Source organism: Microbacterium phycohabitans (assembly GCF_032464935.1).
In the GTDB taxonomy this organism is placed as follows: Bacteria; Actinomycetota; Actinomycetes; order Actinomycetales; family Microbacteriaceae; genus Microbacterium; species Microbacterium phycohabitans.
The window spans coordinates 73,662-91,588 of record NZ_JAWDIT010000006.1; the positions used below are offsets into that span (position 1 = coordinate 73,662).

At 70.7% G+C, this 17,927-nt stretch carries 17 protein-coding genes; all 17 read right to left on the reverse strand.

Annotation, left to right across the window (positions count from 1 at the left end):
* Position 1 precedes the first annotated feature (1 nt).
* Entirely contained in the window at positions 2-586 is a 585-nt protein-coding gene (gene lspA / locus RWH44_RS15155; protein WP_316005226.1) for a signal peptidase II, read from the reverse strand.
* 13 nt (positions 587-599) lie between these two features.
* Positions 600-1,220, reverse strand: coding sequence for a DivIVA domain-containing protein (locus RWH44_RS15160; protein WP_298875520.1), 621 nt, complete (start codon positions 1,218-1,220; stop codon positions 600-602).
* A gap of 133 nt (positions 1,221-1,353) precedes the next feature.
* Positions 1,354-1,656 carry a YggT family protein gene (locus tag RWH44_RS15165; RefSeq protein ID WP_298875518.1) on the reverse strand — a complete coding sequence of 101 codons (303 nt, stop codon included), beginning with the start codon at positions 1,654-1,656 and terminating at the stop codon, positions 1,354-1,356.
* A gap of 6 nt (positions 1,657-1,662) precedes the next feature.
* On the reverse strand, positions 1,663-2,136 hold the full coding sequence (locus RWH44_RS15170) for a cell division protein SepF (RefSeq protein WP_298875515.1): 474 nt from the start codon (positions 2,134-2,136) through the stop codon (positions 1,663-1,665).
* 31 nt (positions 2,137-2,167) lie between these two features.
* The gene (locus RWH44_RS15175; RefSeq protein WP_316005227.1) at positions 2,168-2,851 is read right to left on the reverse strand and encodes a YggS family pyridoxal phosphate-dependent enzyme; all 684 of its coding nucleotides are present in this window, start codon (positions 2,849-2,851) and stop codon (positions 2,168-2,170) included.
* Positions 2,852-2,933: 82 nt separating this feature from the next.
* A complete protein-coding gene (gene ftsZ, locus RWH44_RS15180) occupies positions 2,934-4,121 on the reverse strand; it encodes a cell division protein FtsZ (RefSeq protein ID WP_076674902.1) in 1,188 nt (395 codons plus the stop codon).
* A gap of 151 nt (positions 4,122-4,272) precedes the next feature.
* The gene (locus tag RWH44_RS15185) at positions 4,273-5,301 is read right to left on the reverse strand and encodes an FtsQ-type POTRA domain-containing protein (RefSeq protein ID WP_316005228.1); all 1,029 of its coding nucleotides are present in this window, start codon (positions 5,299-5,301) and stop codon (positions 4,273-4,275) included.
* Positions 5,302-5,303: 2 nt separating this feature from the next.
* The gene (gene murC, locus RWH44_RS15190) at positions 5,304-6,710 is read right to left on the reverse strand and encodes a UDP-N-acetylmuramate--L-alanine ligase (protein ID WP_298875501.1); all 1,407 of its coding nucleotides are present in this window, start codon (positions 6,708-6,710) and stop codon (positions 5,304-5,306) included.
* A gap of 144 nt (positions 6,711-6,854) precedes the next feature.
* A complete protein-coding gene (locus RWH44_RS15195; protein WP_316005229.1) occupies positions 6,855-7,928 on the reverse strand; it encodes a UDP-N-acetylglucosamine--N-acetylmuramyl-(pentapeptide) pyrophosphoryl-undecaprenol N-acetylglucosamine transferase in 1,074 nt (357 codons plus the stop codon).
* 115 nt (positions 7,929-8,043) lie between these two features.
* Positions 8,044-9,300: a putative lipid II flippase FtsW gene (gene ftsW, locus RWH44_RS15200; RefSeq protein WP_316005230.1), complete on the reverse strand. Its 1,257-nt coding sequence runs from the start codon at positions 9,298-9,300 to the stop codon at positions 8,044-8,046.
* Between the two features lie 11 nt (positions 9,301-9,311).
* Positions 9,312-10,832 (reverse strand): UDP-N-acetylmuramoyl-L-alanine--D-glutamate ligase, encoded by a 1,521-nt coding sequence (gene murD, locus RWH44_RS15205; protein WP_316005231.1) that lies wholly within the window; start codon positions 10,830-10,832, stop codon positions 9,312-9,314.
* Entirely contained in the window at positions 10,829-11,935 is a 1,107-nt protein-coding gene (gene mraY / locus RWH44_RS15210; RefSeq protein WP_298875491.1) for a phospho-N-acetylmuramoyl-pentapeptide-transferase, read from the reverse strand. Before mraY ends, murD begins: the two co-directional genes overlap by 4 nt.
* Complete coding sequence (locus tag RWH44_RS15215) at positions 11,932-13,344, reverse strand: UDP-N-acetylmuramoyl-tripeptide--D-alanyl-D-alanine ligase (RefSeq protein ID WP_316005232.1); 1,413 nt, start codon at positions 13,342-13,344, stop codon at positions 11,932-11,934. The genes mraY and RWH44_RS15215 overlap by 4 nt, the downstream gene beginning before the upstream one ends.
* Positions 13,345-13,408: 64 nt before the next feature.
* Entirely contained in the window at positions 13,409-15,211 is a 1,803-nt protein-coding gene (locus RWH44_RS15220; RefSeq protein ID WP_316005233.1) for a peptidoglycan D,D-transpeptidase FtsI family protein, read from the reverse strand.
* 5 nt (positions 15,212-15,216) lie between these two features.
* Positions 15,217-15,834 (reverse strand): cell division protein FtsL, encoded by a 618-nt coding sequence (ftsL, locus tag RWH44_RS15225; RefSeq protein WP_316005234.1) that lies wholly within the window; start codon positions 15,832-15,834, stop codon positions 15,217-15,219.
* Positions 15,831-16,784, reverse strand: coding sequence for a 16S rRNA (cytosine(1402)-N(4))-methyltransferase RsmH (gene rsmH, locus RWH44_RS15230; RefSeq protein WP_316005235.1), 954 nt, complete (start codon positions 16,782-16,784; stop codon positions 15,831-15,833). Before rsmH ends, ftsL begins: the two co-directional genes overlap by 4 nt.
* Before the next feature lie 99 nt (positions 16,785-16,883).
* Positions 16,884-17,315 (reverse strand): division/cell wall cluster transcriptional repressor MraZ, encoded by a 432-nt coding sequence (gene mraZ / locus RWH44_RS15235; RefSeq protein ID WP_298875785.1) that lies wholly within the window; start codon positions 17,313-17,315, stop codon positions 16,884-16,886.
* Positions 17,316-17,927: the final 612 nt, after the last annotated feature.

The following is a 17,927-nucleotide window of genomic DNA, read 5'->3' on the forward strand; positions in this document are numbered from 1 at the left end:
GTCAGCGCGGGCCGGGGTCGGAGGACGCGTCGACGTCACCGGCGGCCTGGGCCTCGGCGGCGCGCGATGCGCGCGTTTCACGGGTGCCGTCGAGGCGGAGCCCGAAGAGCACGAGGATCGCGACGGAGATCATCATCGACACGATGAAGATGTCGGCGACGTTGTAGATCGCCGGCATCATCCACGGCGTCGAGATGAAGTCGACGACGTGCCCGACGGGGAAACCCGGCTCGCGGAGCAGGCGGTCGGTGAGGTTGCCGAGGACCCCGCCCAGCAGCAGCCCGAGCACGACGGCCCACAGGCGCGATCGCACACGGCGGAGGGCGAGGAAGACGATGATGGCCGCCACGACCGCGAGGGCGATCGTGAACAGCCAGGTCACCCCTTCGCCGAGCGAGAACGCGGCGCCGGGGTTTCGGACGAGGTAGAACTGCAGGGCGTCACCGAGCACCGGCACGACGCGCTCCGGGGGGAGGTTGTCGATGGCGACGGTCTTCGCCAACTGGTCGGCGGCCAGCACCACCACCGCGAGGATCGCGATGACGATGCCGGCCGCCGCCGGTCGCAGAGGAGATCGACTGCGCAAAGAGTCTGTCGACTTACAGGCCGATCGCCGACACGGGCGTGGAGCCCGACGACGACGCGGTGGTGTCGAGGTCGCGGAGCTGACCCTCGATGTACGAACGCAGCTGCGAGCGGTAGTCGCGCTCGAAGTTGCGCAGCTCGGTGATGCGGCTCTCGAGCGTCACGCGCTCCTTTTCGAGACGGGCGCGCTCCTCGCGGCCCTTCTGCTCGGCCTCGGCGACGATGGATGCCGCCTGCGCCTGCGCCTCGCCGATGAGCTGGTCGCGCTGGGCCTTGCCCTCTGCGACGTGCTCGTCGTGCAGACGCTGCGCGAGCTCGATGATGCCGGCGCTCTGCGCGGCGGGCTCGGCGTCGGAGGACACCGGGGCGGCGGGGGCCGGCGCGGGGGTCTCGACCGGAGCGGGCTCCTCGGCCTTGGGCTCCTCGGCCACCGGAGCGGCGACCGTGGCCGGAGCGGCCTCACCGGACTCGAACGCGGCGAGCTTGGCCTTCAGCTCCTCGTTCTCGGCGATGGTCTTGCGCCACTCGACGACGATCTCGTCGAGGAAGTCGTCGACCTCGTCGGGGTCGAAGCCCTCCTTGAAGCGCACGTGCTGGAACTGCTTGGTGACGACGTCATCGGGGGTCAGTGCCATGGTGTTTCCTCTTTCGAGAGCTCTGATTCGGAACTGTTGGGGGTGTCGCACCGGGGCGTACCGCTTCGGAACAGCATAGCCGCCGCCCTCCGTCAGTGTCGAAGGGCACTGTCGAGAGGACGGCGGCGGACGCTCACGCGGCCGCGAGGGACCGCGTCACGCTCAGCAGCATGAAGCAGACGAACATGACGATCGCGAATCCGAAATCGATCGCGATCCCCCCGATGCGCAGGGGTGGGATGATGCGGCGGACCAGCTTGATGGGCGGATCCGTCACGGTGTAGACGATCTCAGCCAACACGAGCGTGGCACCGCGCGGGCGCCACTCCCTGTTGAACATGGGGATGTACTCGAGCACGAGGCGCGCGAGCAGCAGCACGATGTAGATGAACAGCAGCGCGCTGAGGATGGAGCCGACCAGGCTCAGGACGGCCACGATCGCTTACTGGGACGCGAACGGCGCAGCCTCGGGGTCGGCCTGCGCGATCGCACCGTCGCCGGACACGGCGATGTTCTCGGGCGAGAGCAGGAAGACCTTGCTCGTCACCCGCTCGATGCGGCCGTACAGCCCGAGCGAGAGTCCGCTCGCGAAGTCGATCAGGCGACGCGCGTCGGCGTCGCTCATCTGCGACAGGTTGATGATGACCGGGATGCCCTCGCGGAAGTTCTCCGCGATCGTCTGGGCGTCGCGGTACTGCTTGGGGTGCACCGTGAGGATCTCGCTGACCGGACCGGCCGACGGCTGGCGCACCACGGCGGGGCGGTGCAGCGGCGTCACCGGAGCGGCCTTCTCGAGGGGAGCAGCGGTGGGTGCCGTCTGCTTGCGCGCGATGGGCTGCGGCGCCGTCTCCTCGTAGGTCTCTTCCTCGTCCGCGAGGCCCAGGTACACCATCGTCTTCTTCAGCGGGTTCGACATCGCATCCTCCGTTCGATCGTCTGGTCCGAGGCTAGTCGCGCACGGGCCTCGGACCCGTGATTGCGGAGCCGATCCGCAGGTGTGTCGCGCCCATCGCGATCGCCTCGGGGAAATCGCCCGTCATGCCCGCGGAGATCCACACGGCGTCCGCTACGACGGCGCGGACCGCATCGGCCGAACGCCGGAGCCGCTCGAAGGCCCGCGCGGGCTCCTCGTCCAGGGGAGCGACCGCCATGACCCCGCGCAGACGAAGGCTCGGCAGAGCGGCGACGTGCGTCGCGAGAGCCTCCACCCCGTCGGGGGCGACGCCTCCGCGGCCGGTATCGTCGGTGAGATTCACCTGCAGCAGGACATCGAGCGGCGCGTCGCCGCCCGCCGCATCGAGCGCGTCGGCGATGCGCTCTCGATCGACCGAGTGCACGGCATCGGCCGCCGCCCGCACGGCGCGGGCCTTGTTCGTCTGCGCCTGCCCGATGAAGTGCCAGGTCAGATCCCGGATGCCATCGAGCTCTGCGCGCTTGGCGGTGAGCTCCTGCTGCCGGTTCTCGCCCACGTCGCGCACCCCCAGGGCGTGCAGATCGATCACGAGGGACGCCGGGTGGAATTTCGTCACCACGATGCGGGTGATGCCGGCGGGATCGCGGCCCGCGGAGCGGGCGGCATCCTGGATGCGCGCGTCGACGGCGGCGAGCCGATCGGCGAGAGCGGTGTCCATGCTGCTCCTTCGACGACGAGAGCGGGCCCGGTGGAGACCGGACCCGCTTTCGTCGGAGAGTTCGTGCGTACTCGGGTGATGCTTACTTCAGGAAGTCGGGCACGTCGAGGTCGTCGTCGGCGTAGCCGTTGTCGTACGAGGTCTCGGGCACGCGCGCGGTGACGGGCGCGGGCTCGGGACGACGCTCGGGAGCGCGCTCCGTGGCGGCCTTCTGCTCCTCCGCGGCGTCGAGGTCGCGAGCCACGTCGTCGGCGGGGATCACCGGCACCACCGGCGCCGAGGCCGGACGCTGCGCGCCGACGGCGTCGATGCGCAGGGAGGGCTCTCCCCCGTCGAAGCCGGCTGCGATGACCGTCACGCGCACCTCGTCGCCGAGGGTGTCGTCGATGACCGTACCGAAGATGATGTTGGCCTCGGGGTGCGCGGCCTCCTTCACCAGCTGCGCGGCGTCGTTGATCTCGAAGATGCCGAGGTTCGATCCGCCCTGGATCGACAGGAGCACGCCGTGGGCGCCCTCGATCGAGGCTTCGAGCAGCGGCGACTCCACGGCGAGCTCGGCCGCCTTGATCGCGCGGTCGGCTCCCCGCGAGGAACCGATGCCCATGAGCGCGGAGCCGGCGCCCTGCATCACCGACTTGACGTCGGCGAAGTCGAGGTTGATCAGACCCGGGGTGGTGATGAGGTCGGTGATGCCCTGGACACCGGCGAGCAGCACCTGGTCGGCCGTGGCGAAGGCCTCGATCATCGAGATGCCGCGGTCGCTGATCTCGAGCAGGCGGTCGTTGGGGACGACGATGAGGGTGTCGACCTCTTCCTTCAGGCGCCCGACGCCCGCCTCGGCCTGGCTCTGGCGACGGCGGCCCTCGAAGGAGAAGGGCTTGGTGACGACACCGATCGTCAGCGCGCCGATCGACTTGGCGATCTTGGCCACGACGGGGGCGCCGCCGGTGCCCGTTCCGCCGCCCTCACCCGCGGTCACGAAGACCATGTCGGCCCCGCGAAGGGCCTCCTCGATCTCCTCGGCGTGGTCCTCGGCGGCACGACGGCCCACCTCGGGATCCGCACCGGCGCCCAGGCCGCGCGTGAGCTCGCGGCCCACGTCGAGCTTGACGTCGGCGTCGCTCATGAGCAGCGCCTGCGCGTCGGTGTTGATCGCGATGAACTCCACGCCGCGCAGGCCGAGCTCGATCATGCGGTTGACGGCATTGACGCCGCCCCCGCCCACACCGACGACCTTGATCACGGCGAGGTAGTTCTGGTTGTGGCTCATGCCGGCCTCCATTTGTCCCCGAACCCGAAACTCTAAACCTCATGTTGAGGGTTAAAGAATTGCCCGGTATGCAATTCCTTAGTCCGAAGGTAGGTCGCCGAACCGACACGGCTCGCTCGACACGCGGAGTGTCGGACGATCGCCTTCGAGATCAGCGGACGACGCCCGCCTCGGGCGAGGTCACGTCGTACTCCTTGGCGCGATCGGCCGGGCTCTGCGTCATCAGACGGTCGAGCACGATCGCCTTCTCGGCCGACCGGTCGGCGCTGCCCCACACCACGCGCGACCCCGTCGCGCCGAGGGTGAGCGTGACGTCGTCCGGAGTGGATGCCGTCACGCCGGTGACCTGCGCGCGCACCGCGTCGGGCAGGGCGCGCATAACGCGACCGGCCGCATGGAAGGCCGCCGACGCGGTGCCGCCGCTGATCTCGAGCAGGGGCTGCCCCGCCGGGGCGTCGGGGGTGGTCGACAGCGCGACGCCGGCGGCATCCACCACGGTGAAACCGGCCGGTGTCTGCAGGGCGCCGATGGGCGTGCGCTCGACCACGTTCACGACCAGGTCGTGCGGCGGTCGCGCCTCGAGCGTGTACGACTCCACGAGGGGGAAGCGCACCAGCGCGGCCTTCACCGCGCTGTCGTCGACCATCGCCAGCGGCGTTCCGACCTGAGCGCTCAGAGCGTCGGCGACCGCGGCCGGGTCGAGCTGCGAGGTGCCGACGACGTCGATGCGCTCCACCGCGAACAGCGGGCTGTAGGCCGCTCCGGCGGTGCCGAGCACCATGACGAGGAAGGCCGCGCCCACGCCGATCCACACGCGCCGGCGACGACGCTGGCGCACGGTGAAGCGCTTGACCTCGGCCGACAGGGCTCGGCGTCGGGCACGCGAGGCCCGCCACACGTCGCGCAGGCTCGCACCCTCGGCATCCGCCGCCGATCGTTCGGGGGCGAGCGGCTCCCGGGCCGTCGAGGCGTCGGCGGCGCGGACGAGCGGGAGGACCGGGGCGGTCTCGGACGCGGGATGCTGCGCCTCGGGTGCGCGCCGGTCGTCGCCGGTGGTGGAGTCCCGCCGCTCGTCGCGGACCCCCTCGCGTGACGCCGTCGCGGACGAGCGCTCGCTCCGGGCTCTCGCCGCGGCGCTCTCGGACTCCGGGGGCGGAGGCAGGGGCGAGGGCCGACGCACGTTCAGACCGCCGGCGCCTCGGCGCGGGACAGGGCCTGGAGCACCTGCGGGATGATCTGGTAGACGTTGCCGCAACCGAGGGTGATGACGTAGTCGCCGGGGCGGGCGATCTCGGCGGTGTAGTCGGCGGCGGCCTGCCAGTCGGGCACGTAGTGCACATGCGAGGGGTCGGCGAAGGCACCGCTGACGAGCTCCCCCGTCACCCCGGGCACGGGATCCTCGCGCGCGCCGTACACGTCGAGCATGACGGTGTGGTCGGCGTGCGACTCGAGCACCTCGGCGAACTCGCGGAACATCTCCTGCGTGCGCGAGTAGGTGTGCGGCTGCTGGATCGCGATCAGGCGCCCCTCCCCCACGACCGTGCGCGCAGCCGACAGGGCGGCCGCCACCTCGGTCGGGTGGTGCGCGTAATCGTCGTAGACGCTCACGCCGTGCTCGACGCCGTGCAGCTCGAAGCGTCGCACCGTGCCGCCGAAGCCCTCCACGGCGCGCGCCGCGTCGGCCAGCGCATGACCGAGAACGCGCAGCACCGCGACGGCGCCCGCGGCGTTGACGGCGTTGTGGGCGCCCGGAACGCGCAGACGCACCTCGACGCTCTCCTCGCCCGCGGTCAGCGTGAAGGCGACGGGACCCTCGGTCCGGATGCCGCTGAGCCGCACGTCGGCGCTCTCGTCCTCGCCGAAGGTGACGACGTTGGCGTGGGTGATGCGCTCGCGGACGGCGCGGGCTCCGGGATCGTCGGCCGAGATGACGACGGCCTCGCTCGCGGCATCCGCGAAACGGGCGAACGCGGCGTCGAACGCGTCGCGCGAGCCGTAGTGGTCGAGGTGGTCGGGGTCGACGTTGGTGATGAGGGCGACGGAGGTGTCGTACAGCTCGAAGGTCCCGTCGGACTCGTCGGCCTCGATGACGACGAGGTCGTCGGAGCCGGTGCCGCTCGAGGCGCCGAGATCGGCGATGACGCCGCCGTTGACGAACGTCGGGTCGAGTTCGAGGGCGCGCAGGGCGGTGACGATCATGCCGGTGGACGTGGTCTTGCCGTGGGCTCCGGCGACCGAGACGAGGCGGCGCCCGCCGATCAGCCAGTGCAGCGCCTGAGAGCGGTGGATCACGTGCAGTCCCCGCTGCTTGGCGGTGACGAACTCGGGGTTCTCGGGCCAGATCGCCCCGGTGTGCACGACCGTGTCGGCATCGCCCAGGTGGGCGGCGTCGTGACCCACATGAACGGTCGCGCCGCGGGCGGCGAGGTCGCGCAGGGCGGCGCTGTCGGCCCGGTCGGAGCCGGAGACCCGGATCCCGCGGTCGAGGAACATACGGGCGAGGCCGGACATGCCCGATCCCCCCACGCCGATGAAGTGCGCGGAGGTGATGGTCTCGGGGATGGGGAGGCTCAGGTCGGGTCTGATCATGGCGTGAGTGAGTTTACGTCGCCGATCCTGCGCAACGCCTCCGCCGCGCTGGCGGGCGCGGGGCTTCGCGATCGGCACCCGCCGGCGAGGGCGTGCCCGGCACGAACGGCATCCCCCTCGGCCCCGCCGCGTCGCGACGGGGGCTCAGCGGGCCAGGGCCTCGTCGATCATCGCGATGACGTTCTCGGTACCCGTGCGGATGCCGGTGCGCGCGGCCGCGTCGCGCATCGCGGTGCGACGCCCGTCGTCGGTGAGCAACGGAACGACCTCGGCGCGCACCCGGTCGGGGGTGAACTCCGCGTCGGGGATGAGCAGCGCCGCACCGGCACGGACGGAGGCGGCGGCGTTCAGGCTCTGCTCGCCGTTGCCGACGGCATAGGGCACGTACACGGCGGGGATGCCGAGCGCGTTGATCTCGCTGACGGTGGCGGCGCCCGAGCGCGACACGACGAAATCGGCCAGGGCGAAGGCGAGATCCATCCGGTCGACGTACCGGACCACGGCGTAGCCCTCGGCACCCGGGTCGGGCATGTCGGAGTTCTGTCCGGTCACGTGCAGCAGCTGCCATCCGGCGTCGAGCACGTCGCGCCACGCGCCCTCGAACGCGGTGTTGAGCCGCAGAGCGCCGAGGGAGCCGCCGAAGACGAGCAGCGTCGGACGGTCGGCGGTGAGACCGAAGTGCGCGGCCGCCTCGGCCCGGAGGGCGGAGGCGTCGAGCTCGACGACCTCGCGGCGCAACGGCATCCCGACCTCCCGCGCCCCGCGCAGCGGCGTCCCGGCGAAGGCGACGCCCACTCCGGCCGCCGCGCGGGCGCCCAGCACGTTGGCGAGCCCCGGCTTGGCGTTGGCCTCGTGCACGATGAACGGCACCCGCTCGCGGCGCGCGGCGATGTACGCCGGCGCCGCCGCGTAGCCGCCGAAGCCGACCACCGCATCGACGCCGCGCCCGCGGATCAGACGGCGCACGTCGGCGACCGCGCGCAGGAAGCGGGCGGGGAAGACCGCCGCGGCGCGATTGGGACGCCGCGGGAACGGGACCTTCGCGATGGTGAGCAGCTCGTACCCGCGCAGCGGGACCAAGCGCGACTCGAGGCCCTCGCGGGTACCGAGCACGAGGACGTCGGCGTCCGCGTCGCGCGCGCGCAGACCGTCGGCGACCGCGAGCAGGGGGTTCACGTGCCCGGCGGTGCCGCCGCCGGCAAGGAGGTAAGTCGTCACTCCACGACCCTAACCAGGTCGCGAGCGCCGATCGGCCGCCGCGACACGGGCATCGCGCCGGCGGCGGGTCGAGGTGCGCCCTCAGCCGCCGCGCGCGGACCGCGACGGCAGGCGCTCAGCCCCGACGACCCGGGCGTCGCGCCGGAGCGGCGGGTCGGGCCGGGCGCGCGTCCGCGACCTCGCGCTGGTCGGGAAGGGTGCGCGCGCACGACAGAAGCACGCCGCACGCGATGAGCACCGACAGCAGCGACGTTCCGCCTTGCGACATGAACGGCAGCGGCACACCGAGCACCGGGAAGATGCGCAGCACGACGCCGATGTTCACCAGGGCCTGACCGACGATCCACAGGGTGATCGCGCCGGCGACGATGCGCACGAAGCTGTCGTCGGTCCGCCGGATGATGCGGAACGCACCGACGGCGAAGACCGCGAACAGCACGAGCACCACGATGCAGCCGACCAGGCCCAGCTCCTCGCCGATGATGGCGAAGATGTAGTCGTTGGCCGCCGCCGGGAGCCAGTCGTACTTCTCCTTCGAGTTGCCCAGGCCGAGCCCCAGCAGGCCCCCGCTGGCGAGCCCCCAGATGCCGTGCAGGGACTGATAGCACGAGGTGTAGTAGCACGAGGCGTCGTCGGGATTGAACAGGCTCGCGATGCGGGCCATGCGATTCTCGCTGCCGACGGCCGACAGCAGCACCACCGCGAGAGCCAGCACCGCGGGCACGATGAACATCCGCAGCTTGATCCCGGCGAAGAACAGCGCCCCGAGCACCACGAGCACGAGGATCATGACGGTACCGAGGTCTTTGCCGCCCAGCACCGTGCCGATCACGAGCACCGAGACCGGGACGACGGGGATGAAGACGTGCTTCCAGGAGGTCAGCAGTCGACGCTTGCGATAGAGCACCGCGCCCATCCACAGCGCGAGCGTGAGCTTGAGGAACTCGGCGGGCTGGAACTGGAAGCCGGCGATCTGCACCCAGTTGCGATTGCCGTACGAGGCGATGCCCAACCCCGGGACGTAGACGAGCATCTGGAACATGGTCGCGAGGATGAGCGCCGGCCACGCGATCTTCTTCCAGAAGCTCATGCGCGCGCGGCTCAGCACGAACATCAACGGGATGCCGACGACCGCGAACACGCCCTGCTTGATGACGTGGTCGAAGGGGCTCTGTCCGCCGTCGAGGGCGGAGGTCGCCGACAGCACCATCACGAGCCCGAAGCCGGTCAGCAGCAGCGCCGCGGAGGCGATGAGCAGGAACTCTCCCGCGACGGGTCGGAACGCCCGGCCCAGTGAGACGCGCGCGATGAGACCCCTGCGCTCCGGCTGCTCGTCGGGGGTCTGCCGAGGAGGGGGTGCCGTCGTGGTCACGCGTGGTCCCCTCAGTCGGTCGGTCGAGCTGCTCCGTCGTCCTGGCCGGCGATCCACGCCCGCACCGCATCGGCGAAGCGATCGCCGCGGTCGGAGTAGGACGCGAACTGATCGAAGGATGCCGCCGCGGGAGCCAGGAGAACCGTGTCTCCGTCCCGGGCCACACCCGCCGCCAGTTCGACGACCTGCGCCATGACGTCTTCAGTCTCGGCGTGGTCGACCTCGAACAGCGGCACCGCGGGGGCGTGTCGCGCGAACGCCGAGACGATGTCGGTGCGCTCGGTGCCGATGACGATAACGGCGCGCACTCCCGCGCCGCGCGCCCGGACGAGATCGGACAGGTCGACGCCCTTCAGCAGGCCGCCGACCACCCACACCGCGCCGGGGTAGGCGGCGAGCGACGAGGCCGCCGCGTGCGGGTTGGTCGCCTTGGAGTCGTCGACCCACGTCACGCCGGCGTGCGCGCCGACGACCTGGATGCGGTGCGGGTCGAGGCGGAAGCGTTCGAGCGTGTCGAAGATGTGCGCCGGGGTGGCTCCGAGGGATCGGGCGAGAGCGGATGCCGCGAGGATGTTGGCGACCATGTGCGGCGCCGCGAGTCCGCGAGCCGCCAGGTCGGCGACCGTCGTGAGCTCGAGGGCCGAGGTCGCACGTTCTTCGAGGAAGGCCCGGTCGACGAGGATGCCGTCGACGACGCCGAGGTCGCTCGGCCCCGGCACGCCGAGGTCGAAGCCGATGGCACGGGCACCCTCGACCACTTCGGCGTCCTCGACCATCTCGCGCGTGGCGACGTCGGCCTTGTTGTAGACGCACGCCACGCGGGTGCGGGCGTAGACGCCCGCCTTGGCGTCGCGGTATGCGTCGGCACCGCCGTGCCACTCGAGATGGTCGTCGGCGAGGTTCAGGCACACCGCGGCGTGCGGTGACAGGGCGTCGGGCCCGGTCTGCAGGTTGAGGTACCAGAGCTGGTGGCTCGAGAGCTCGACCACGAGCGCGTCGAAGCCCCCGGGGTCGCGCACGGCGTCGAGCACCGGCGTGCCGATGTTGCCCACCGGCGCCGCGCGCAGGCCCGCCGTCACGAGCATCTCGGCGGTCAGCCGGGTGGTGGTGGTCTTTCCGTTCGTGCCGGTGATCAGCACCCAGTCCGCCGGTCGGCCGTCGGCCCGCACGACCTTGTCGCGCACGCGCCAGGCCAGCTCCACGTCGCCCCACAGGGCGATGCCCTGCTCGCGCGTCCACCGGATCACGGGGTGGTGAGGGGGGAACCCCGGGGAGGCGATGACCACCTCCGGGGCGAACGCGCTCACCTCGGTGGGAATGGTGTCCAGCGGTCCTTCGTACAGGCCGACGCCCAGCACCGGCAAGAGGCGGCCGTACTCGGCATCCGCCCGCTCGGTGGCCACGAGCACCTCGGCGCCGAGCTCCGAGAGCGTGTCGGCCACCGAGAAGCCCGTCACCGACAGGCCCAGAACGACGACGCGCAGACCCTTCCAGTCGGCGTGCCAGCTGGTGAGGGAAGAGAGGTCGGTCATACGCGTGCGAGCCATTCGACGTAGAAGAATCCGATGCCCGAGACGGCGAGCAGCCCGGCGATGATCCACATGCGCACGACGATGGTGACCTCGGGCCACCCCCGCATCTCGAGGTGATGATGCAAGGGACTCATGAGGAAGAGTCTCTTGCCCTTGGTGATCTTGAAGTAGGCCCGCTGGAGGATCACCGAGCCCGAAGCGATGACGTAGACGCCGGCGATGAGCACGAGCAGCAGCTCGGTGCGGGTGAAGATCGCCAGCGCCGCGATGACACCGCCGATCGCCATCGAGCCGCAGTCGCCCATGAAGACCTTGGCCTTGGGGGCGTTCCACCAGAGGAACCCGACGAGCGCCCCCACGAACGAGGCCGACACGATGGCGAGGTCGAACGGATCGCGCACGGCGTAGCATCCGGCCTGCACGGTCGGGTCGAGCACGTCGGCGCACATCTGCTTGTTCTGCCAGAACGCCATGAGGCTGTAGGCGCCGACGACGAAGATGCCCGAGCCCGCCGCGAGTCCGTCGAGTCCGTCGGCGACGTTGACCGAGTTGGATGTTGCGGTGCCGATGAGCGAGATCCAGGCGAGGTACAGCAGCCACCCGAGGATCGGACCCAGCGCGAACAGCGAGAGCACCTGGATGTCGCGGAAGACGGAGATGTACTCCGACGCGGCCGTCTGACCGAAGGAATTGGGGAAGTTCAGTGCGACGACGGCGAACGGCACCACGACCAGCACCTGGCCGAGGATCTTGCGCCAACCCGACAAGCCGAGGCTGTTCTGGTGGCGCACCTTCATGTAGTCGTCGATGAAGCCGACGACACCGAAACCGAGCATGAGCCACAGCACGAGCAGCCCCGAAACCGTTGGCGGGTTGTTGCCGGCGTACGAGCCGATGAAGTAGCCCACGATCGTGCCGGAGATGAAGATCGTGCCGCCCATCGTGGGCGTGCCGCGTTTGGCTCCGTGCGAGGGGTTGTGCACGTTCTCGGGGGTGCGGATGACCTGCCCCCAGCCCCATTTGCGGAACCACCGGAGGAACACCGGCGTCAGGAAGAGGGTGAAGGCGAGCGAGATCGCCGCCGACGTCAGAAGTGATCTCACGCGAACAGCTCCCCGAGTCGATCGCCGAGGTGACGGAGCCCCGCCGAGTTGGACGACTTCACCAGCACGCGGTCGCCGTCGCGCAGCTCGGTCGAGAGGTAGTCGTACGCGGCGTCGGCGTCGGCGAAGAAGACGGCCTCGCCGTCCCACGAGCCCTGCGCGATCGCCTCGAGGTACATGCGGCGCGCCTCGGGCCCGATGACGACGATGCGCTGGATGCGCAGCCGCACGGCGAGCAGTCCGACACGGTCGTGCTCCTCGTCGGCGTACTCCCCCAGCTCGCTCATCGCGCCGAGGACGGCGACGGTGCGTTCGTCGGGCCCGGTGATCTGCGCGAGGGTGCGCAGAGCGGCGGCCATCGAGTCGGGGCTGGCGTTGTAGGCGTCGTTGATGATGCGCACCCGGTCGGAGCCCATCGGCTGCATGCGCCAGCGCTCCGCGATCTCGAGCGTCTCGACGCGCGCGATCGCGTCGGCGGCGGAGACGCCCAGGGCGGTCGCCGCGGCGATCGCGGCGAGGGCGTTCATGACGTGGTGCTCGCCCAGCACCCGCAGGGTGAGGGTGTGGGCCTGCCCGTCGACCATGAGGTCGGCTCGGGTCCCGGATGCCGTGACCTCGACGTCGAGGGCGCGCACCACGGCCCGCTCGCCGCGACCGAACCAGCGGACGTCCTGCCCGCGCTCGCGCGCGATCGGCTCCATCGCCGCCACGCGCGGGTCGTCGGCGTTGAGCACCGCGAGTCCGCCCTCGCGGGTGGCCTTCACGAGCTCGCTTTTCGCGTGGAACGTCGACTCGATGCCGCCGAAGCCGCCGGCGTGGGCCATGCCCACCATGAGCACGACGCCGACGTCGGGGGTCACCAGACCGGCGAGCCGGGCGATCGCGCCCGGGGCGCTCGCGCCGAACTCGCTGACGAGGAAGCGGGTGTCCTCCTCCACGCGCAGCATCGTCAGGGGCGCGCCGACCTCGTTGTTGAACGAGGCGCGCGGGGCGACCGTGGGCCCCTCGTCTTCGAGGATGCGCGCGAGCATGTTCTTGGTCGTCGTCTTGCCGTTCGACCCGGTGATGCCGACGACCTGCAGAGCGCCGCCCGCCCGGACGCGGGCCACGTTGTCCCGCGCGAGGGCTGCGAGGGCCTCGACGACGTCGCCGACGACGATCTGGCTCACCTCGTCGTCGAGCTCGCGCTCCACGAGGGCCAGAGCGGCTCCCCGCTCGATCGCCTTGCTGACGAAGAGGTGCCCGTCCGTGGTCTCACCGGGCTTCGCCACGAAGACGCCGCCGGGCTCGATGAGGCGCGAGTCGGTGTCGACCAGGCCCGAGACCGTCGTGTCGGGGGTGTCGTCACGACGGAGCACGAGGCGCCCGCCGAGCACGTCGGCGAGGTGGGAGAGGCTGGTGGAGATCATTGCTGTGCGGACGCCCTTTCCGTGTCGCATTCGTTACCGAGACGAGACCGGCGTCGGCGGTGTCTCAGCCGAACTTGGGCAGTTCGGGGGTCGTGGTTCCCGACGGGATGACACGGTAGGTCTTGAGAACCTGCGTCATCGCCTTCTGGAACGCGGGGGCGGTGGCCGCCGACGATTTTACCGTCCGCGGTTCGTCGAGGTTGACCGCGACGACGTACTGCGGGTCGTCGGCGGGGGCGAAACCGATCATCGTGGTGAAGTACGCGTCGGGCTTGTAGGCACCGGTGTTCTCGTCGACCTTCTCGCCGGTTCCGGTCTTGATCGCGAGGCGGTAGCCCGGGATGGCGATCTTGCTGGCCAGTTCGCCCTGGGTGGCGACGTTCTCGAGCATGAGGCCGACCTCTTTCGCCGTCGCGGCGGAGATGACCTGCGTCCCCTCGGTCGAGGGCGCGTCGGTGACGGTGCCGTCGGCCGCCGTGCAGCCCTCCACCAGCGACAGCGGGATCTTCACGCCGCCGTTCGCGATGGTCTGGTAGGCGCCGACGAGCTGCGGGACGGTGACCGACAGGCCCTGCCCGAACGCGGTGTTGTAGAAGGTCTGCGTGTCCCAGTCGCCGACGGGGTGCAGGATGCCGGCCGACTCGCCGGGGAAGTCGATCGAGCTGAGCGAGCCCATGCCGAACTTCTGCAGGTAGTCGAAGCGCGTCTGCTTCGGGATCATCTCGGCGAACTTCGAGATGCCGACGTTCGAGGAGTCGATCAGCACGCCCGTGGGCGTGTAGGTGTTCGGGCCGTGCGAGAATGCGTCGGACACGCGGGCGTCACCGCCGAGAACCTCGCGCGACGAGGCCGTGACGGTCGTCTCGGGGGTGTACGACCCGCTGTCGAGGCCGATCGCCGTGGTGAGCGCCTTGAAGGTCGAGCCCGGTTCGAACGGGCTCGAGAACGCACGGCTCCCCCGGTCGTCCACGGGGGTGGCCGTGGGGTCGTTGGGGTCGACCGAGGGATACTCGGCGAGGGCCCGGATCTTGCCGGTCTTCGCCTCGACGACGGTGATCGTCCCGCGCAGCGATCCGGTGTTCTGCACCTGCTCGGCGATCAGCTGGCCGAGGTACCACTGCAGGTCGCGGTCGATGGTGAGCTTCAGCGTCCCGCCGTCCACGGCAGGCTGGGTGACCACCTCGGTGCCGGGTAGCACGACGCCGTCACGGCTCTGCTGGAAGACGACCTTGCCGTTGGTGGAGGCGAGGCAGTCGTTGTCGGCGTTCTCGAGACCGGCGAGGGGCTGACCGTCGCTGCCGACGAATCCGAGCAGGTTGCCGCCGACCGCGCCGTCGGGGTAGACCCGACCCGACTGGGGCGGGAAGCTCAGGAACGGCAGCTTCAGCTCTGCCAGGGCGCGGTACTGCTCGGTCGAGACGTTCTTGGCGATCATCGCGTAGCGGGAGTCGGGGTTGTCGGCCACGGCATCCGTGACGATCTTCTCGACCTCGGCGGCATCCTGTCCGGTGACGGCCGCGATCTGGGCCGCGAGTTCGGGCCAGGCGGTGGTGGTCCCGGAATCGTCGTCGCCCCCGGCGTCGACGGTGGTGATGCCTTTGGCCGCCAGCATCGGGTCGACCTGCACGTCGTAGCGGTTGACGGCGGAGGCGAGCACCACGCCGTTCTCGTCGACGATCGAGCCGCGCGAGGCGTATTCGATGCGGGAGTTCTCCAGGCCCATCGCGAGGGAGTCGCTCACGTGCGTCCGGGCGTTGACCACCTGGATGTCGACGAGGCGCACGACGAAGGCGACGAGCACGATCAGCACGATCGAGAGGGCGACGACGGTCCGACGCCGCGGGGAGCGGGAGATGGTGGTCGTCATGGGTCTCATCGTGTCGCGGGAGTCGGCAGACCGTCGCTGATCGACGGGGGTGTCGCCGATTCGGTCGTCGTGGTCGCCGCGTCCGGCGCGGAGTCGGCGGGCGCGGTCGGGGCCGCGGAGCCGGTCTCGGTCGTCGCCGCCGAGGGATCGGTTACCAGCGGCACTCCCGCGATGAGGGCGTTGCGCACGGACCCGCGACCCATGGCATCCACCGATGAGGTCGTGTCGGCCGGCTTGCCGGAGCCGATCACCGCGCCGTCGCTCAGACGCAGGTAGGTGGGCGATTCGTCGATGACCATGCCGAGCGCGGCCGCGTTTGCCGCGAGGTACTGGGGCGAGCTGAGTCCGGCGCTCTCGTCGTTCAGGATCTGCTTCTGATAGGTCAGGTCGCGCTGCTGCTGCGTGAGGGCGGCGATCTCGAAGGAGCTCTGGGTGGTGAGGATGCCGAGCCCCATCTGCACGAGGACGATCACCAGCGCGCCCGCGACGGCGATGACGCCGAACAGTCGGCGCGGCGCACGTCGACGCGCGGCCGACGGGACGACGGCCAGTCGCCGCTCGCGGACGGGCGACGGCAGATCCGGGGAGACGGCCCGGGGGTCGATGGCCGTGGATGCGCTCATGCGTCCTCCTGGATCCTCTCGGCCGCGCGCAGGCGCACGGGGGTGGCACGGGGGTTGGCGGCTCGTTCCTCGTCGCCGGCGAGTTCGGCTCCCCGCACGAGGAGGCGGAACTTCGGGGCGTGCTCGGGGAGCTCGACGGGGAGGCCCCGGGGAGCGGTCGAGGTCGAGGCGTCGGCGAAGACGCGCTTCACGAGGCGGTCTTCGAGCGACTGGTACGACAGCACCACGATGCGTCCGCCCACCCCGAGCACGCTCAACGCGGCCGGGATCGTGCGTTCGAGAACGGACAGCTCGGCGTTGACCTCGATGCGCAGGGCCTGGAAGACGCGCTTGGCAGGATGCCGCTCGCGCAGCACCGCGGCCGGCGTCGCCGCCTGCAGCACGTCGACCAGCTGGCCGGAGCGCTCGAGCGGTGCAACGGCGCGCGCGGCGATGATGGCCCGCGCGTAGCGCCCGGCGAGCTTCTCCTCGCCGTAGCGCTCGAAGATGCGGCGGAGGTCGCCTTCGCCGTAGGTGGCGAGCACCTCCGCGGCGGTGATGCCGGCGGTCTGGTCCATCCGCATGTCGAGCGGGGCGTCCTGCGCGTAGGCGAAGCCGCGAGAGGCCTCGTCGAGCTGCAGCGACGACACGCCGAGGTCGAACAGGATGCCGTCGACCTTGTCGACGCCGGCGGCGGCCACCGCCTCGGCGATCCCGTCGTAAACGGTGTGCACCAGGGTCACGCGGTCGCCGAAGCGGGCGAGCCGCTCCCCGGCGATGCGCAGGGCGTCGGTGTCGCGGTCGAGGCCGATCAGGCGGGCGTTCGGGAAGCGCTCGAGGAACGCCTCGGAGTGCCCGCCCATGCCGAGCGTGCCGTCGACGAAGACGGAGCCGGGCATCTGCAGGGCGGGCCCGAGCAGCTCGGCGCAGCGCTCGAGGAGGACGGGGGTGTGGATGTCGCGGATGTCCATGATGATCGGGGCCGATCCTTCGGCTCTGATCCCCACCCGCATCGACCTGGCACCGGGGAAGTGTGACAGGGCGAGCGGCTGGGCATCACAGCCGGAGGGTCAGAACAGTCCCGGGATCACCTCCTGCTCCATCTCGGCGTACGTCTCTTCATTGCTCTCGGCGTAGGTGTTCCACGCCTCGGCGTCCCAGATCTCCGCGTGGGCGCCGACACCCGTGATCACGAGCTCGCGACCGAGGCCGGCATAGGTGCGCAGCGCCGGGGGGACGGTGATGCGGTTCTGGCTGTCGGGCTTCTCTGCGCTGGCCCCCGAGAGGAACATGCGCAGGAAGTCACGGGCCTGCTTGTTGCTGAGCGGAGCCTCGCGGATCCGCTCGTGCACGCGCTCGAACTCCTCGGTGCTGAACACGTAGAGGCAGCGGTCCTGCCCCCGGGTGATCACCACTCCGGCGCCGAGATCGTCGCGGAACTTCGCGGGCAGGATGACGCGCCCTTTGTCGTCGAGCTTGGGAGTGTGCGTGCCGAGCAGCATTCGGGCGTCCACCCCCTTCGTCCGGCCTGCGAAGTTTCCCCCACTTTACTCCACCACCCTCCACTTCGCTATCGAAAAGAGGGGTCTTCTGGGCGAGCGCTCCCCCGTGTACTCTGTTCCGCTCATCCATCGAGTCCGGAAGCGACCGCGTCTTTCCGCGGCGAATGCCGTCGACGCGGCCTCCGGTGGAGGGAAAGGGAGGGATTCCGCGCTCCCCCGGCCCGCACGGCCGCGAGACGGCATCCCCACGATCAGGACGCGAGATCCTGCAACAGGGCCGTCGGCGGGATGCCGCTTCGCCATGTCGTCGCGCGCCGGGACGCCCGAGCAGCGGGTCGCGGAGTCTCGCAGCGTGGCGTCGAGAAGCGAGGCCGCGACGCCCGAGCGGCGGGTACGCGGAGTCTCGCAGCGTGGCGTCGAGAAGCGACGCCGGGACGGCCGAGCAGCGGGTACGCGGAGTCTCGCGGCGTGGCTTCGACAAGCGACGCCGGGACGGCCGACCGGCGGGTACGCGGCGTCTCGCGGCGTGGCGTCGAGAAGCGGGGGCCGACGCGGGCGCACGAAAAAAAGCACCGGCTCCGAGGAGCCGGTGCTTTCAGAAGAGATGGAGGA

Coding starts and splice junctions, on each gene's coding strand:
- RWH44_RS15160 (WP_298875520.1), bottom strand. CDS start 1,220: ATGGCACTGACCCCCGATGACGTCGTCACCAAGCAGTTCCAGCACGTG.
- RWH44_RS15170 (WP_298875515.1), bottom strand. CDS start 2,136: ATGTCGAACCCGCTGAAGAAGACGATGGTGTACCTGGGCCTCGCGGAC.
- RWH44_RS15175 (WP_316005227.1), bottom strand. CDS start 2,851: ATGGACACCGCTCTCGCCGATCGGCTCGCCGCCGTCGACGCGCGCATC.
- ftsZ (WP_076674902.1), bottom strand. CDS start 4,121: ATGAGCCACAACCAGAACTACCTCGCCGTGATCAAGGTCGTCGGTGTG.
- murC (WP_298875501.1), bottom strand. CDS start 6,710: ATGATCAGACCCGACCTGAGCCTCCCCATCCCCGAGACCATCACCTCC.
- murD (WP_316005231.1), bottom strand. CDS start 10,832: ATGACCGACCTCTCTTCCCTCACCAGCTGGCACGCCGACTGGAAGGGT.
- RWH44_RS15215 (WP_316005232.1), bottom strand. CDS start 13,344: ATGATCTCCACCAGCCTCTCCCACCTCGCCGACGTGCTCGGCGGGCGC.
- RWH44_RS15220 (WP_316005233.1), bottom strand. CDS start 15,211: ATGACGACCACCATCTCCCGCTCCCCGCGGCGTCGGACCGTCGTCGCC.
- ftsL (WP_316005234.1), bottom strand. CDS start 15,834: ATGAGCGCATCCACGGCCATCGACCCCCGGGCCGTCTCCCCGGATCTG.
- rsmH (WP_316005235.1), bottom strand. CDS start 16,784: ATGGACATCCGCGACATCCACACCCCCGTCCTCCTCGAGCGCTGCGCC.
- mraZ (WP_298875785.1), bottom strand. CDS start 17,315: ATGCTGCTCGGCACGCACACTCCCAAGCTCGACGACAAAGGGCGCGTC.